Consider the following 14401-nt stretch of genomic DNA (forward strand, 5'->3'; position numbering starts at 1 on the left):
CCTATTGCAACTATAAACCCGTGTTTATGCCTAATTCAACCCTTTGTGACAATTGTCACAATTAAGCTTAACCAGTCTCATGAATTTAATTTACGGAACTGAAAAAAACCTTAATTATTGTCCAAGACTGGAGATTTGACGCATAACTTTGTGGTACATGCTATGAGACTCAGCTCGCTTATGTCCAAGCATGTAGCCGGTGCCGAATAGCGCAGCCGCAGCGCCTATGCCAACGCCAACACCCATGCTGCGTCGGTTAGTGTTGATTTTATCTTTCGCTTTTTCTTTCATGTCGTTCATTTTGGAGCTAGCGTTATTGTCCATGTTAGCATCCAGCTCTGCTTCAATTTCAGCCATAGTTTATCCTCCATTACATTACATACCCATTAAACCGCTAAGCGACTGTCCGCTCAGTCGGATATCTAACAAAGCGGCTGCCTGCTGTTAGACTTCTGTTTTTAAGCCTGCCATAATTTGAGGGATGATAAGGCTGGTACGGATTGTCCGCAATGTGGAATTTAGCGAGCTTTTCGATGATTTTTTCATTACGGCCATTACCACGATCCTGCTAATCAGGTTTTATTTAAAGCTCACGGGTTACCCGGCAATTGGTGGCTCGACCTTGCACATATCTCACCTACTTCCCGGCAGTCTTTTGATGTTGGTAGCGATCCTGGTGCTGCTGGCCGCGGTCAATCGGGCAGCCAGGAATTTTGCCGCCATAGTGGCCGGCATAGGCTTTGGGCTTTCTTGGGACGAGCTCGGAAAGTTCATTACCAAAAATAATAATTATTTTTTTCACGCCACGCCCGGATTAATTTATTTGACCTTTATACTGCTTTATTTAATTGTTCGATATAGTGCCAGTCGCCGCTTTACTCAAGACGATTACATGGCCAATGTTCTAGATATTATTAAAGATGCCGCCATCAAAGATTTGGACACACGGGAATATCAGCACGCCCAAGAATTGCTGGCCCATGTTTCGCCGAAGCATGCCTTGTATACTCCGACCAAGCAAATGCTTGAAAGAGTGCGCCCCAACCCCGACAGAGAGCCGTCTCTTCTTGATAAATTTATAAACTGGTTCAAAAAACCTTTGCGTATGATTATTGAGCAGCCGGGCTTCCCATCATTGATAATCAGCATAGCTATTACCTACGGTGTTATAAGCGTGGCGGCGGCTATTTTCTTTTTTGCCGGTGCCGCCATCGACAACGTCAGACATCTGCCGGCTATTTTAAGAGGCGACGAAGCCGATGCGGTCGGTGGTTTGTCTGCTCTTGGCGCCGCAATCTGTTCGTTAGTCGCGACCTATAAATACCGGCATGGCAACCACGCTCGGGCCTATCGGTTCTTTGAGCTGGGTCTGCTCATAAATATTTTTATCGGCCAGGTCGTTTTGTTTTTCAAAAGCCAGGAAATTGCTCTTGCCTGGTTGGCTGTTACGCTCTTTTTGTTAATAAACCTCAAAATGCTGGCCGAAGAAGAGCGCCGCTCTTCGGCCAAAATTTAATTTTTACTCCAGCCGTCCTTCCAACCCTCTATAAAACTGGTCGCTAATTGACGGATCAAGTCGGGCTTTAGTGGCTTCTTTGCGGTTTGAACTTTTAGCACAGCGTTTTTTCCGCCGTAGCGCGGACGCATTTTTTCTGGATGGTTTTCTAAATAAACTCCCAGACCAGCCGCTCCTAAATAAAGAATTTGGCCCGAATAAAATATCCAAAGCAGCAAGGCTATCAACGAGCCGGCCGCACCAAAAGCGCTAATGGTGCCGTTGCGACCGATTATCAACCCAAGCACATACTTGCCAATGACGAAAAACACAGCGACCATTAAAGAGGCTTTAAATAATAATCCCCAAGCAATCTTTACTGCAGGCAGCGTACGATACAGCAACATCAGCAGAAATCCCAAAATTATTATTGATCCAAAACCATCTAAAAGATGGAATAAAAAACCGGCAGCCTGGCTGCGGCTTAGATGACTAGCGACAGCCGAGATGATAACTGATGCAATCAGAGACACAATTAGCAGAAAGCAGATAACCCCAACTAAGCCAAGCGATACGACTTTCTGGCGAACAAGCTTTTTTCTGCCTACAGACGGTCCGACTTGTATGCGCAGGATGTCGTTTAAGGCTCGCTGCAGCTGGCCAAAAATGCCGATCGCCCCCAATACCAAACCGACGCCACCAATCCAAAAAGCTATGCCAGTTTTGCTGCCCAAGCCCTGGCTGGATAACGCGCCGCTAAGCAAATTAGTGGCGCCGCGACCAATCAGATCATTCAGCTGGCCAAGCAAGTGCTGCCGAGCAGCGGAATTATTTACTATTAAGCCAACAATGCCAAGAATAATAAAAAGTAAGGGACCCAAGGCAAAGACCGTGTAATAAGATAGCGCGGCCGCGTGATTAGCAACTCCGTCTTCGCTATACCGTTTAAGCAGCCTTTTAGTGAAGGCCTTCATGTTCGGCTTATTTGGCGACTGATTTTTTAATTTTTTGGGCGGTTTTTTTGGCCACGGTCTTGCCAACCGCTGCTAGAATTTCGCCGCCTCTTCCCGTGAGGTCGGATACTTCGTTAATGCGCTCCTCGATACGGCGTTCGATATTGTTGACCTTGGCTCTAATTACAAAGACCGCTATTACCAGGGCCGCAATCAAAATAAGAATGATTCCCATAAACACGATTCCGATAATGTAATACGCGGTTTGCAATCCTGGCATCAAAACCTCCTCAGGTACTTGATTTAAATGATAAACAGCTTATAAAAAGCGCTCTGTAAAAGATTTAACGCTTGCTTTTGTAGCACGCTAACGCTGTAAAATTTCTGCCAATTTTTTGTAGCCCAGGCCACTAGCGAACAGTTAAAAAATCAACTTGAGCTGAGTATTTTTATTGACTGAGCGAACAATATGTTGAGGAGTAATCTTACGTTGCGGCACTTTAAGTGCTCGCACCCGTACAACTAGGAAAGGAGGAGGAGTGGGCAAACACCGCTTTGCTTTGCTCCTGGCGACACTCGTCGTCACCGCGGCTACTGTGGCTGCGTTCGCAGCACCCGCGTTGGCTTGGTCCGCGCCGTCCGGCTCGGGCAAGGCCACGTGCAACCAGACGTCCGGCAACTACGACGTCACGTGGACGATCACCAACACAGAGTCTGAGGACTTTGTGGTGGACGCGTCCAACCGTTCGGCCATCCAGCCCGGCGATTCGGTGCCAGCAGGTGGCCACCGGGACTTCCCGGACACGCTGCCGGGCAACACGACCGGCACGACCAGCTTGATGGTCACCGGCGGTTACCACGACGACGCCGGACCATACCCGGTCACGGCGAGCGTCACGACCGACGGCAAGTGCGCAACGCCGCCGTCGAAGTGCACCGACAAGTCGGCGACCAACTACGGCCAGCCGGCGCCGTGCACGTACCCGCCGACGCCCAAGTGCACCGACAAGTCGGCCAGCAACTACGGCAGCAGCGCGCCGTGCACGTACCCGCCGCCGAGCTACTGCCAGGCGACGCCGTCGGCTGATGTCGGCGTGGTCAAGACGGCTGACAAGTCGAGCTTGGCCATCGGCGACATGGTCACCTACACGGTGGATGTGTTCAACAACGGTCCGTGCGACGCGCCGAACGTCACGTTCAGTGACGTTCTGCCGAGCCAGCTCGAGCTGCTGAACCCGCAGGCGGTCAGCGATTCCCGCTGCAGCATCACGGGTGGCGTTGGATCGCAGACCATCAACTGCAACTTCGGCACCGTCGCGACCGGCCAGCACATCAAGGTGACGGTCGCGGCTCGCGCCGATACAGCAGGAACGGTCAGCAACAAGGCCTGCGTCGGCACCACGGTAGCCGACTGGAACGTCGGCGACAACCAGTGCTCGACGTCCACAGTGACGGTCACGGCGCCCCCACAGGCCACTCCGCCGGCGGTGACGCCGCCGACGAAGCCGAAGCCGGCTCCGAAGCCCAAGCCGAAGCCACCGGTGGTCAAGCACCACCCCAAGCCGAAGCCGGCTCCGAAGCCGCACCATCCGAAGAAGCATCCGAAGCCGCACAAGCCGGCGGCACCGAAGTACACGCCGTAGCACCATGCGGCGGCTGATCCTTATCTGCGTGCTGGTGGCGGCCCTCGTGGCCGCCGCCGGCGCCGGTGCCGAATCCAGCCGCCAGCAGGGTGGCATGATCGGCACCATCCGGATCCCGGTAATCGGCGTCAACCTCCAGGTTCAGCAGGACACGGGGGAGCTAGAACCGGGATATTACCCGATGCACTACGGCGGCACAGCCCTGCCGTGCGACCGCGAAACGGTGGCGATTGCCGCCCACCACGCTACGCATGGCCAGCCGTTCGGGCGGTTGTGGCAGCTACATGCCGGTGATGTCATCACTTTGGTGATGAAGTCTAAGGCCTGCAGTGGCATCTTCCGCTATCGGGTAACCGGCCAACGCGTCTATCCCTGCGGCTCTGCCTTCTACACCTGTCCGGCGGCCGACGCCGGGTTCAGGAACATGGGGCAGAACAAGCTGATCCTGACGACGTGTGACGACAACGGCTTCGTCCGTCGCTTCGTTTACGCGTACGCGATCAACTGACTGCCATCTTGGAGGTCCGGGCGGTGGGCGGCGCTCCTGTCCACCGTTTGCGCACCACCCCCGGTGCGCACACCGGTACCGCAGTCGGTGCGGACCTCCTTTAAAGACTCCTTTACCGCAAGGTAGGGGAGTGTACGGGTGCGCCCTAGGGGTCAGCCTTGGCTGACCCCTAGGGGCTCACTCACCCTTTTATAAAAATATATTGCCAAAACAGTTTATAAAGGTGTATAAAAGTACACATGGTTCGAGCAATGTTTACAAACAGCATCATTATTCAGCTCAAGTTGAGTAATGCTGTAGTTTGGTAAACATCCGACAATAACAATCAGGAAACCAACCAACCGAACTACAGCAAGAAGTTCGGTTTTTTGTTGACTAGGCCCAGGGGCAAAGTCAACCGAAAGGCAAACCATGTCCGAATATCAACCTTATGAAACTCAAATTCCACCTGAATGGGCGGATTTGATGGAGTCCCAGGCCCAGCCGGATGGCGCTGCCGAGGTCCAGAACCTTTTGCACCAGTGGTGGCTTTATCAAGGCGATAGTCGACTAGAGGATATGCCTAGCGGCCGGACGAACTGCGTAGGTTTTACTATGGTGGGCTCAAAAGAACTGCAGGATAGAGGCATTGAGCATTTTATAGGCGTAGCTAACGGCCACGCTACGGTTGTTGTGCCTGAGATAAACGAACGTGGCCGACCAACATTATTACTACGCGACATGTTATCCCGCCGGCTAAATCAGGACTTGCTTCCGTCGGTCGAGAGATCAGAAACTTCTATAGGCGACCTGGGCCGGTTGATTGCCGAAACTGGCCGCGCTCAACTATTGGTCGATGGACGGAGGATCGCCGCCAATGCCAGTGGCTATGATTTTTTAAGGAACGGTCCCGACCAGGTATTGATGATTCATCCCTGGTTAAGTTTTGGCCATCATTCCCCCAACCAGAAAACCAAACTTATCATGAACCTATTATCTCCCGAGCAGGGTCGTGAAGTCCTTATGCCCTACGGTAAGTTTATTGAATCCGTCAGGGAGAACGACACCCTGGCGGCCAGCGAAGCCTTGTTGCAGATGGCCGGATGCTATCCTGATACTGATGTTCGCAGTACGCTTCAAAAAGAAAGTTCAACCGCGCCAACCACCAAGATTGTTAGAAAGCTTATTAAAAATCTGGCAACCGCCGGCGAATTTGAGCGCGCCCAGGACGTAACTAGCGCTTTCTTTGATAGTTTCAGCGGCGAAGACACCCGGGTTGAGGAGTGCAGGGCGGACTGCCTGCGATATATCGGCAGGGCCATGCGGCATTCCAGGGATCCGCGGAACTGGGTGACCGATCAATCCAGGAGACTGATTGAGGAGGCCCGGAGTGTTTACGCTACCTTGGCCGATCGACCGCGCGCCTACAAATCGTCGGTTTTGGGCAAAATGGCGGTCTGCGATACGATGCTGTCTGAGTTTTAGCGAGACGGGATTTCGCCAATATTACCGTTGACTGGTTGCGCTAAAGCAGACTAACCTTAGTAAGTGGTTATATCAAAAGCAAAAGATTCGTTGAAAAAAATTCAACTGCTGCCGCGCAAGAGCTTCGGGGCTCTGACGAGCGGTGATGTAGAGGCGGCCCGCAGTTACATTAAGTCTTATTGGCCCAAGCTTGTCCGGTTTCACCCCAAAGATGCTGACACCTTGATCGGGCTCCCCAACCCATACCTAGTGCCATCTTATGAAAAAGGTATGGAGTTTGACTATAACGAGCTTTATTACTGGGATAGCTACTTCATGGTTCAAGGTCTGCTGGACGAAGAGCACAAAGAACTGGTACTTGGTGTTTTAGAAGATCTGCTCTATTTGTTTGAGCGCTGCAAAATCATTCCGAACGGCTCCCGGACCTATCTAATGGGCCGCAGCCAACCGCCGCTTTTGACTAGTTTTATTATGGATGTCTATAAGGCTTACAACCTCGACAAAAAATGGTTGAACCGCGCCATCAAGATTGCCCAGACTGAATACCATACCGTTTGGATGGGTGAATCCAAACCAAATGCCCGCCTGATCTACCGGGGACTCTCTCGTTACTATGATATCAACTACCTGCACGATCTTGCCGAGGCGGAAAGCGGCTGGGACATGACGCCGCGCTTTAACCGCCACGCCCTTAACTACTTGCCGATTGATCTCAACTCTTTGCTTTATAAGTACGAAATCGACTTTGCCGAAGCCGCCGAGATCTTGGGTCGCAAAAAAGAAGCCTTCAAATGGCGACAAGCCGCTCATAACCGCATGGATACTATGAACACGCTTATGTGGAGCGAACTGCGTGGCCTATACTTTGACTTTAACTATGTAAAAGAAAAGCGTGGTAATGTCTCTAGTCTGGCCGCTTACTATCCAATGTGGGCCGGGTTGGCGACTGAGCGCCAGGCTAAAAAATTAGTTGAGAGTCTTAAAAAATTCGAACAAAAGGGCGGTTTGGCTACCACAGACACCACGCCGCTAGGCCAGCTGGTACCGGGAGCTTTGCCGACTCAATGGGCTTATCCAAACGGCTGGGCGCCGCTGCACTTAATAGTTATCCGCGGACTGGAGCGTTACGGCTATCACGATGAAGCCCGGCGCATTGCTCTTAAGTGGCTCAAGACCAACAACGACTGGTTTATAAAGCACGGTATTTTCTTAGAGAAGTATAACGTTGCCCAGCCGGCTAAGCCGCCAATGAAGGGTTTATATCCCAGCCAGACCGGTTTTGGCTGGACGAATTCGGTATTTGAAAGATTAGCCCAAGACTACTTAGATAAATAAATGAGTAAAGTTAGCGCCGGTTTGCTAATTTTTAAAAAACCTGACAATAAATTAAAGGTACTACTAGTGCATCCTGGCGGACCGTTTTGGACCAAGAAAGATTCGTGGGGAATTCCCAAGGGCTTAGCCGGTGAGGGCGAAGATTTGCTCGCCTCTGCTCGGCGCGAGTTTGCCGAAGAGCTAGGAGTGCCGTCGCCCGCTGGCCATGCAATTGATCTGGGCGAAGCCAAACTCAGTGGTGGTAAAATTTTGACCTGCTTTGCGATAGAAAGCGATTTTGTCGCAGAATATATTAAGAGTAATACGACTACTATTGAGTGGCCGCCACGTTCTGGTAAGCAGTTAGAAATTCCCGAGATAGACAGGGCCAGGTGGTTTGATGCCGCTAGTGCCGTAAACAAAATGCATAAAGGCCAAGAAGTTTTTATTCACCGGCTGGCGGATAAGTTAGACTTAAGCCCAGATAAGCCGATAGACGCACAGGTTTCACTGTTCTAACAGATAAGCTACAATATATTTGATGTCCAATTTTTATCTCACCACCTCTATTCCTTATGTCAATGGCGAGCCGCATATCGGTCACGCCTATGAGTTTATTGCCGCTGATGTTATTGCCCGCTACATGAGGCAATTTAAGACACCGGTTTTATTCAGCACGGGCGCCGACGAACACGGCGGTAAGATTGCCGAGAAAGCCGCCGAGCAGCACCTGACACCCAAGCAACTGGTTGATAAAAACACTGCTGCCTTCAGCGAGCTCTTAAAGGAGTTGAATATCAGCAACGATCGCTTTATTCGAACCACCGACCCGGGCCATGTTAAGCGTGCCCAAAAAATCTGGAAGGATCTTGATAAATATATATACAAAGGCTCTTATGAAGGTTGGTATTGCACGGGTTGCGAGACATTTTACCCAGAGGCCACGGTCAAGGCGGACAAGGGCGTTTGCCCCTTGCACGACCGCCCATACGAAAAGCTTAAAGAAGATAACTATTTTTTTAAGCTCAGCGCTTTTGCCGACCAAGTCAAAGAAGCTATCGAAACCAACAGTTTGCGAATTTTGCCAGAAAGCCGCAAGCACGAAATCCTAAATGTCATTAAATCTGGTTTAGATGATATTTCTATCAGCCGGCCCAAAGACAAAATTAGCTGGGGAATTCCTGTCCCCGGCGACGTTAGCCAGGTAATGTACGTTTGGTTTGAAGCGTTGATGAACTATATAACCGTGCTGGGTTATCCAGAGCACAAAGACTTTAAAGAATATTGGCCCGCCAATGTCCAGATAATCGGCAAAGATATTTTGCGCTTTCACGCTGCTATTTGGCCGGCAATGTTGATCGGCTTAGGCTTGGAGTTGCCTAAGGTTTTGTACGTCCACGGTTTTATCACAGTTAACGATACCAAGATGAGCAAATCGCTCGGCAATGCCATTGCGCCTAAGCAGATAATCGACAAGTACGGCGCGGACCCGTTTCGATATTTCTTTATGCGCCACATTTCGAGCTACGAAGACGGCGATTTCTCGTGGGATAAATTAGACGCTGCCTATAACAGCGAGTTAGCCGATCAGCTCGGCAATGCCGTTAGCCGCGTAGCCGCTATGATTAACAATTACCAAAAGGGCGTAATTGGTGATATCCCAGAAGCCGAGCACGACATCCGGCAGTATAAAGACGCCATCGAAAACTGCCGTTTTGACCGTGCGCTCGAAGAAGTTTGGGAACAGGTCCGTGGCCTCAATCAATACATAGAAGAAACTAAGCCCTGGGAAATCGCTAAAACCGGCGATAATGATCATTTGCGTGAAGTTTTGAGCGCCTCGGCTTCCAGCCTGCTCGAAATTGCCGGCTTGCTTACTCCGTTCATGCCGGATACGGCGGCCAAGATCCAAGAAATTTTTGGTAGCGGCGTATTAAAGCCCTTAAGCGCTCCGCTGTTTCCTAAAACCGATACTAAAGCCCAAGCCTAAGGAGTCTTAATGGAGTTTGTTGATACTCACTGCCACATACATTTTGACGATTACGGCGTTCCCGCCGAGAAAGCAATCGCTGACAGTATTGTCGCGGGTGTAAGACGCATGATACTAGTAGGCTGCACGCTAGCCGATAGCCAGGCGGCCATAGCGTTTGCTGCCGCGCATGACAATATTTGGGCAAGTGTGGGCGCCCATCCGCACGATGGCGCCGATTTTCTGACCGACTCTCGCGCAACCGACAAATTAAAAAACTTGCTTAAGCAACCTAAAGTTGTGGCTATCGGCGAGATCGGTTTAGATTACTACCACGAAAACAGCTCCAAAGCCGACCAAGAAAAATCACTGCGAACTCAGATTGAGATTGGTTTAGAAACCGGACTGCCGTTTATTTTCCACGTCCGCGACGCCTTCTCTGACTTTTGGCCAATCTTTGACAAATACCAGATTAAGAGCGGTGTGATTCACAGTTTTACTGCCGGGCCGAAAGTTCTTGATCAAGCCTTGAGCCGCGGCCTTTATGTTGGCTTAAACGGCATAATGACTTTTACTAAAGACACTTCGCAGTTAGAGGCCGCTAAACGCGTGCCGCTCGACAGGCTTTTGCTGGAAACTGACGCGCCGTTTTTAGCGCCCAAGCCGCACCGCGGCGAAATTTGCGAGCCCAAGCACGTTCGCGATACGGCCGAATTTTTGGCCGAACTCAGAGATCAGTCATTAGAAGAGTTAGCCGAACATACAACCGCTAACGCCGAGAGGCTATTCAACCTAAGCTGATTGACCGATAAATATAAATATAGTATAATATATAAGGCTTTACTGAGGTAATACCGGTAGGGCAGAACTTTATTTTTTTGCTACAACTCCTTTGGAGGCGACAGCTCCTACTTTCCAAGGACAGTCCTTGGAAAGCTTGGAAACTTGAGAACGGCGTTTTGCGGCTGATTTTTTGGCTGCAGTACGCCGTTCTCATACAGGTAAGCTTGCCGCGTTCCTATACGCGGATAGACAAGTCAGCCTGGCGGTGTAGTACAAGGAGGTCAGCCAGCAATGGCAAGCCTTTACGACATCACCAAGGGCGAAGCGGTCGAACTCGACCGCGTTCTGTCCCAAGCAGGGTTCGACGCCGACATGGCGCGAGCCGCCATCAAGAGCCCGGATCTCGTCGACGTGATGGTGGCGGCTCTGCGCGAGCGACTCCAGCCGTCAACGGGTGTCGTGCTCGACCTGCGGGCCGAGTTCGACCCGCAGCGGCAGATCGCGCAGATCGCGTCCCTCAACCACAGCCGCGGCAAGCGCAATGGCTGGAAGTTCGGCAAGTCCGACTTCGCCAGTCTGCCCGAGCCGCCGGCCTGGCCCGACGACATGCGGCTGCCGATGATCGGCCTGACACCGACGCTCGACACGGTCGGCCGGACGTTCGAGGAAGCGCTCGGCTTCCTCGGGCAGGTCCACTCCCCGCGCTACTGGCGCTGGGATGGGCTGAAGTCCGATCCGGACTATCTGCGCCTCATCGGCGGACACGAGTTCGAGCCGGGCACCCTGCGTTGGACCATCATGGATGGTGCGGCCTACTGGGAGCCCGAGCGCGGGCGCTCGCTGGTCGAGGTTCGCGAGCGGGCGGCCGAGAAGAACGAGACGCTCGCCAGCCACCACGTCTACTGGAACGGTGGTCACTACAAGACCTGGCCACAGTCCATGAACGGGACGACGGTGCCGTACGCGGACGCCGCGGCCTACGAGGCCACCGTTCCCGGCGACGAGCCCTGGGCGCACTGTCCGTACCTCGACTGGGGCGGCGTCAATCGCGGGGTCAGGGTCGGTGCCGGTTGGGTCGAGGGCTCCAGCAGGGACTGGGCCGCGCCGCTCGTCCTGGAGTCGTAGCGCTGGGGACTTGGTCCCTGAGGGCTTGGAGGTTCTTGGAATTCGTTCCTTGGACCTCCGGCCCTCCCCTCCGGGCACGTCAGCCCTGCAAATCATGCGGGCTCTAGCGTGCCCGTTTTCATACCCTAAAACTTGTTATAATTCTCTGGGAAAGTAAGTTAATGAATCCGTGGTTCACGAACCCGGAACTCTGAGATCTGTCGGTTTTTGCCGATGCTGCCCGAGCTTGCTTTAACTAAGGTTAGGCAGGGAATGCAGCGTAAAAATCGAGCACTCCGTACTAGCTGCTAGCGACTTATAAATAGTTGCGAATGAATTAAAAAATCGGGTACGCCTGACTTTTAATACTAACGGAAGGCAGCTGGCACTAACTGGTTCCCGGCAACGAGCCCTGGACGAACTGTCCGTACCTCAACTGGAACGACATCAATCGCAAGGTCAAGGTCAATGCCAATTGGGTCGAGAACTCCAACAGGAACTGGGCCGCGCCGCTCGTCCTGGGACTGCTTGAGAGACGAATGGGGACTATCCTTGGAAAAAGATAGGAAAAATCTAGTGATTTTACAAAAAATCTCTTTGCTTCTTCCAAGGATAGTCCCCATTCCAAGATTATTTAATTGATTTCAACCAGCCGCCCAGCATGCGGCCGATTTGGTGCAGTTGCGATTCCAGGTCTAAGTACTGCTGGTTGGAAATGCACTGGCAGTCTTTAGCTAGCCTAATTAAAACTCTCAACAGATCAATTTTGGCTGAAACAGTCTGTAAATAACGCGATTTGAGCGTTGGTTGATTGGTCGCCGCGGCCGTCATCACGCCCTCCAGGGCGGACAACAATTGATTCTGTAGGTTGGCGCCCAGGCTGTAGCGCTGGCTTTTAGGGAACTTCAGAACTAGCCCGTGCAAGTTCTGATAAAGTTGGTAGAGATTATGGACGATGGGAACATCAAGCGGACTGCCGTGCAGAGGAGTCTTTTCCCCGCTTGCGGGGGGGGTCTTAGCAGAAATTCTAGACATTTAAGTCCAAGTCTAGCATCTTTTGATCGCATAACTTCAGCTGAGAATCTATTTGAGGCGTGGAATAAATTCCGTCGAGGTAAGCGCAGCCGCCTGGACGTCTTGGAGTACGAACGCCACCTAGAATCCAGCGTCTTTGAACTTCAGGCCGAACTTAAAAACGGCAACTACCATCATGGCGCCTACGAACCATTTACGGTCTGGGACCCTAAGCAAAGGCGGATACACAAGGCCGGCGTGGCGATCGGCTGGTGCACCAGGCGGTTGTGAATGCCATAGAACCAATTTTCGAGAAACAATTTATTTACGACAGCTATTCTTGCCGAACGGGCAAGGGCACTCATGCCGGAGTGGCGCGGCTTAGACGATTTTTGCGCCAGGCCAGCCAAAACGATAGCCGCAAAGTCTGGGCTTTAAAATGCGATATTTCTAAATTCTTCGCTTCAGTAGAACACAATAAATTGCTTGACTTGTTAAGTATAAAAATTACAGATGAGCGGACCTTAGATCTCCTCCAAGAAATTATCAATAGCTTTGAAAGCTCGCCGGGGCTTGGTATCCCTTTGGGTAACCTGACCAGCCAGTTGTTTGCAAATGTGTATATGCATCAATTTGATTTTTTTGTTAAGCACCAACTTCGTGAAAAGTATTATGTACGTTACTGCGACGATTTTGTAATAGTCAACGAAGACCGACAACACCTTTTAGAGTTACTATCGCCGATCAGGGAATTTTTACAAAGTGAGCTTGATCTGGATCTCCATCCAGCCAAAGTCTCTATTAGGAGTTGGAATGAAGGCATAGATTTTTTGGGCTATGTGCTAAAGCCGCACGCTACATTACTACGCACAAAGACCAAAAATCGGATGCTGCAAAAAGTGAATCGCCAAAACTTAGCTTCTTATTTGGGTGTTTGCTCGCACGCCGACAGCTACGAAACCAGGCAGGTTTTGGTATCAAAGGTGTGGTAAAATAATAAACTGATGAAAAAGTCAATTTATCTGGATTATGCTGCGGCTACGCCGATGGACCCCGAAATTTTGAAGGCCATGGAGCCTTATTTCACCCAAGACTTTTACAACCCTAGCGCCACATATTTGGCCGGTCAGGCCGAGCGCAGTGCTCTTAACGAAGCACGGTCTGGCGTCGCTTCGCATTTAGGCTGCCGGCCGGCCGAAGTTATTTTTACTGCCGGCGCTACCGAGGCGAACAACCTAGCCGTTCAGGGAATCATGCGGAGCTTTCCGGAAGGCGAGGCACTAATCAGCTCGCTCGAGCATGAGTCGGTACTAGCACCAGCAAAATTGTTTAACTACCAAGAAATTCCAGCGACAGGGCAAGGTATTGTAGACACCTTGGCCCTAGAAGAAATGCTAAACGATAAAACGGTGCTAGTTAGCGTGATGTATGTGAACAACGAGCTGGGAACAATTCAGCCGCTGCGTGAAATAGCCGAATTACTTAACAAGTTAAGGAAAAGTCGGTTGCTAGCCGGCAATAAAACACCAATCTACTTACACACCGATGCCGCCCAGGCCGGCAACTACCTGGATTTGCACACCTCGCGTCTCGGTGTTGATTTGATGAGCATTAATGGCGGCAAACTTTACGGTCCTAAGCAAAGCGGTACTCTATACATAAAAGCTGGAGTAAAGCTGCAGCCTCTGATCGTCGGTGGCGGCCAAGAATTTGGCTTGCGCTCCGGCACCGAAAATGTAGCTGGCGACGTAGGGCTATCTAAGGCCTTAGATATCGCTCAAAAAATGCGTGGTCAAGAGTCAGAGCGGGTAATGAATCTTAGGCAGCAGTTTGAGCAAATGATTTCAGAAAAATTCCCCCAAGCGGTTGTTAACGGTTCAAGCAAACATCGGGCGCCGCATATTATCAGCGTTACATTTGCTGGCGTTGATAACGAAAGATTAATGATGCAACTAGATGAAGCAGGAATAATTTGCGCGGTTGGCAGTGCTTGCAGTGCCAGTTCTGCTGAGGCGTCGCACGTTCTATCGGCCATTGGCTTGTCGCCGGAAGAAGCTCGGTCGACCTTGCGGTTTAGCCTTGGTCGCCAAACTACCGAAGCAGACATCCAAAAAACAGTCAAAGTTCTAGCCGACTTTCTTAATTAATGCTCGC

General features: G+C 51.2%; 16 protein-coding genes. 12 read left to right on the forward strand and 4 right to left on the reverse strand.

What is annotated here, in order from left to right:
* Positions 1 to 114: 114 nt before the first annotated feature.
* Positions 115 to 357: a hypothetical protein gene (locus tag VFT49_04460; GenBank protein ID HEU5005299.1), complete on the reverse strand. Its 243-nt coding sequence runs from the start codon at positions 355 to 357 to the stop codon at positions 115 to 117.
* Between the two features lie 124 nt (positions 358 to 481).
* Between VFT49_04460 and VFT49_04465 the strand changes: the two genes are divergently transcribed.
* The gene (locus tag VFT49_04465) at positions 482 to 1516 is read left to right on the forward strand and encodes a hypothetical protein (protein ID HEU5005300.1); all 1035 of its coding nucleotides are present in this window, start codon (positions 482 to 484) and stop codon (positions 1514 to 1516) included.
* Here the strand turns inward: VFT49_04465 and VFT49_04470 are convergent.
* Together VFT49_04470 and VFT49_04475 are read right to left on the reverse strand one after the other, a co-directional pair.
* The gene (locus tag VFT49_04470) at positions 1513 to 2469 is read right to left on the reverse strand and encodes a YihY/virulence factor BrkB family protein (GenBank protein ID HEU5005301.1); all 957 of its coding nucleotides are present in this window, start codon (positions 2467 to 2469) and stop codon (positions 1513 to 1515) included. The genes VFT49_04465 and VFT49_04470 overlap by 4 nt on opposite strands.
* 7 nt (positions 2470 to 2476) lie before the next feature.
* The gene (locus VFT49_04475) at positions 2477 to 2728 is read right to left on the reverse strand and encodes a hypothetical protein (GenBank protein HEU5005302.1); all 252 of its coding nucleotides are present in this window, start codon (positions 2726 to 2728) and stop codon (positions 2477 to 2479) included.
* 259 nt (positions 2729 to 2987) lie between these two features.
* On the opposite strand from VFT49_04475, the gene VFT49_04480 reads away from it, so the two are divergent.
* The 8 genes from VFT49_04480 (at position 2988) to VFT49_04515 (ending at position 11254) form a co-directional block, all read left to right on the forward strand.
* Positions 2988 to 4091 (forward strand): DUF11 domain-containing protein, encoded by a 1104-nt coding sequence (locus VFT49_04480; protein HEU5005303.1) that lies wholly within the window; start codon positions 2988 to 2990, stop codon positions 4089 to 4091.
* A gap of 4 nt (positions 4092 to 4095) precedes the next feature.
* Entirely contained in the window at positions 4096 to 4599 is a 504-nt protein-coding gene (locus VFT49_04485; protein HEU5005304.1) for a sortase, read from the forward strand.
* Between the two features lie 411 nt (positions 4600 to 5010).
* Positions 5011 to 6063, forward strand: coding sequence for a hypothetical protein (locus VFT49_04490; GenBank protein HEU5005305.1), 1053 nt, complete (start codon positions 5011 to 5013; stop codon positions 6061 to 6063).
* Positions 6064 to 6126: 63 nt separating this feature from the next.
* Positions 6127 to 7398 carry a trehalase family glycosidase gene (locus VFT49_04495; protein ID HEU5005306.1) on the forward strand — a complete coding sequence of 424 codons (1272 nt, stop codon included), beginning with the start codon at positions 6127 to 6129 and terminating at the stop codon, positions 7396 to 7398.
* Positions 7399 to 7896 (forward strand): NUDIX domain-containing protein, encoded by a 498-nt coding sequence (locus VFT49_04500; GenBank protein ID HEU5005307.1) that lies wholly within the window; start codon positions 7399 to 7401, stop codon positions 7894 to 7896.
* A 22-nt stretch (positions 7897 to 7918) separates the two neighbouring features.
* Positions 7919 to 9367, forward strand: a complete 1449-nt coding sequence (gene metG, locus VFT49_04505) for a methionine--tRNA ligase (protein ID HEU5005308.1) — start codon at positions 7919 to 7921, stop codon at positions 9365 to 9367.
* Between the two features lie 9 nt (positions 9368 to 9376).
* The gene (locus tag VFT49_04510) at positions 9377 to 10147 is read left to right on the forward strand and encodes a TatD family hydrolase (GenBank protein HEU5005309.1); all 771 of its coding nucleotides are present in this window, start codon (positions 9377 to 9379) and stop codon (positions 10145 to 10147) included.
* Positions 10148 to 10420: 273 nt separating this feature from the next.
* A complete protein-coding gene (locus VFT49_04515) occupies positions 10421 to 11254 on the forward strand; it encodes a hypothetical protein (protein ID HEU5005310.1) in 834 nt (277 codons plus the stop codon).
* Positions 11255 to 11863: 609 nt separating this feature from the next.
* On the opposite strand, the gene avd is transcribed toward VFT49_04515, so the two are convergent.
* A complete protein-coding gene (gene avd / locus VFT49_04520; protein HEU5005311.1) occupies positions 11864 to 12268 on the reverse strand; it encodes a diversity-generating retroelement protein Avd in 405 nt (134 codons plus the stop codon).
* Between the two features lie 102 nt (positions 12269 to 12370).
* Here avd and VFT49_04525 point away from each other — a divergent pair, with 102 nt between their 5' ends.
* Genes VFT49_04525 through VFT49_04535 form a run of 3 tightly spaced genes read left to right on the forward strand, consistent with a single transcriptional unit; the run spans position 12371 to position 14394 of the window.
* The gene (locus VFT49_04525; GenBank protein HEU5005312.1) at positions 12371 to 12538 is read left to right on the forward strand and encodes a hypothetical protein; all 168 of its coding nucleotides are present in this window, start codon (positions 12371 to 12373) and stop codon (positions 12536 to 12538) included.
* Complete coding sequence (locus tag VFT49_04530; GenBank protein ID HEU5005313.1) at positions 12535 to 13239, forward strand: reverse transcriptase/maturase family protein; 705 nt, start codon at positions 12535 to 12537, stop codon at positions 13237 to 13239. The genes VFT49_04525 and VFT49_04530 overlap by 4 nt, the downstream gene beginning before the upstream one ends.
* 12 nt (positions 13240 to 13251) lie before the next feature.
* On the forward strand, positions 13252 to 14394 hold the full coding sequence (locus VFT49_04535) for a cysteine desulfurase family protein (GenBank protein HEU5005314.1): 1143 nt from the start codon (positions 13252 to 13254) through the stop codon (positions 14392 to 14394).
* The last annotated feature ends 7 nt before the right edge of the window (positions 14395 to 14401 follow it).

The sequence above is a fragment of the Candidatus Saccharimonadales bacterium genome, from assembly GCA_035758565.1.
Lineage (GTDB): Bacteria > Patescibacteriota > Saccharimonadia > Saccharimonadales > UBA10212 > DASTXL01.

Excerpts from the sequence above, each read along its gene's own strand:
- VFT49_04490 (HEU5005305.1), top strand. The coding sequence starts at position 5,011 with ATGTCCGAATATCAACCTTATGAAACTCAAATTCCACCTGAATGGGCG.
- VFT49_04510 (HEU5005309.1), top strand. The coding sequence starts at position 9,377 with ATGGAGTTTGTTGATACTCACTGCCACATACATTTTGACGATTACGGC.
- VFT49_04535 (HEU5005314.1), top strand. The coding sequence starts at position 13,252 with ATGAAAAAGTCAATTTATCTGGATTATGCTGCGGCTACGCCGATGGAC.
- VFT49_04460 (HEU5005299.1), bottom strand. The coding sequence starts at position 357 with ATGGCTGAAATTGAAGCAGAGCTGGATGCTAACATGGACAATAACGCT.
- avd (HEU5005311.1), bottom strand. The coding sequence starts at position 12,268 with ATGTCTAGAATTTCTGCTAAGACCCCCCCCGCAAGCGGGGAAAAGACT.
- VFT49_04485 (HEU5005304.1), top strand. The coding sequence starts at position 4,096 with ATGCGGCGGCTGATCCTTATCTGCGTGCTGGTGGCGGCCCTCGTGGCC.
- VFT49_04470 (HEU5005301.1), bottom strand. The coding sequence starts at position 2,469 with ATGAAGGCCTTCACTAAAAGGCTGCTTAAACGGTATAGCGAAGACGGA.
- VFT49_04500 (HEU5005307.1), top strand. The coding sequence starts at position 7,399 with ATGAGTAAAGTTAGCGCCGGTTTGCTAATTTTTAAAAAACCTGACAAT.
- VFT49_04465 (HEU5005300.1), top strand. The coding sequence starts at position 482 with ATGATAAGGCTGGTACGGATTGTCCGCAATGTGGAATTTAGCGAGCTT.
- metG (HEU5005308.1), top strand. The coding sequence starts at position 7,919 with ATGTCCAATTTTTATCTCACCACCTCTATTCCTTATGTCAATGGCGAG.
- VFT49_04515 (HEU5005310.1), top strand. The coding sequence starts at position 10,421 with ATGGCAAGCCTTTACGACATCACCAAGGGCGAAGCGGTCGAACTCGAC.
- VFT49_04475 (HEU5005302.1), bottom strand. The coding sequence starts at position 2,728 with ATGCCAGGATTGCAAACCGCGTATTACATTATCGGAATCGTGTTTATG.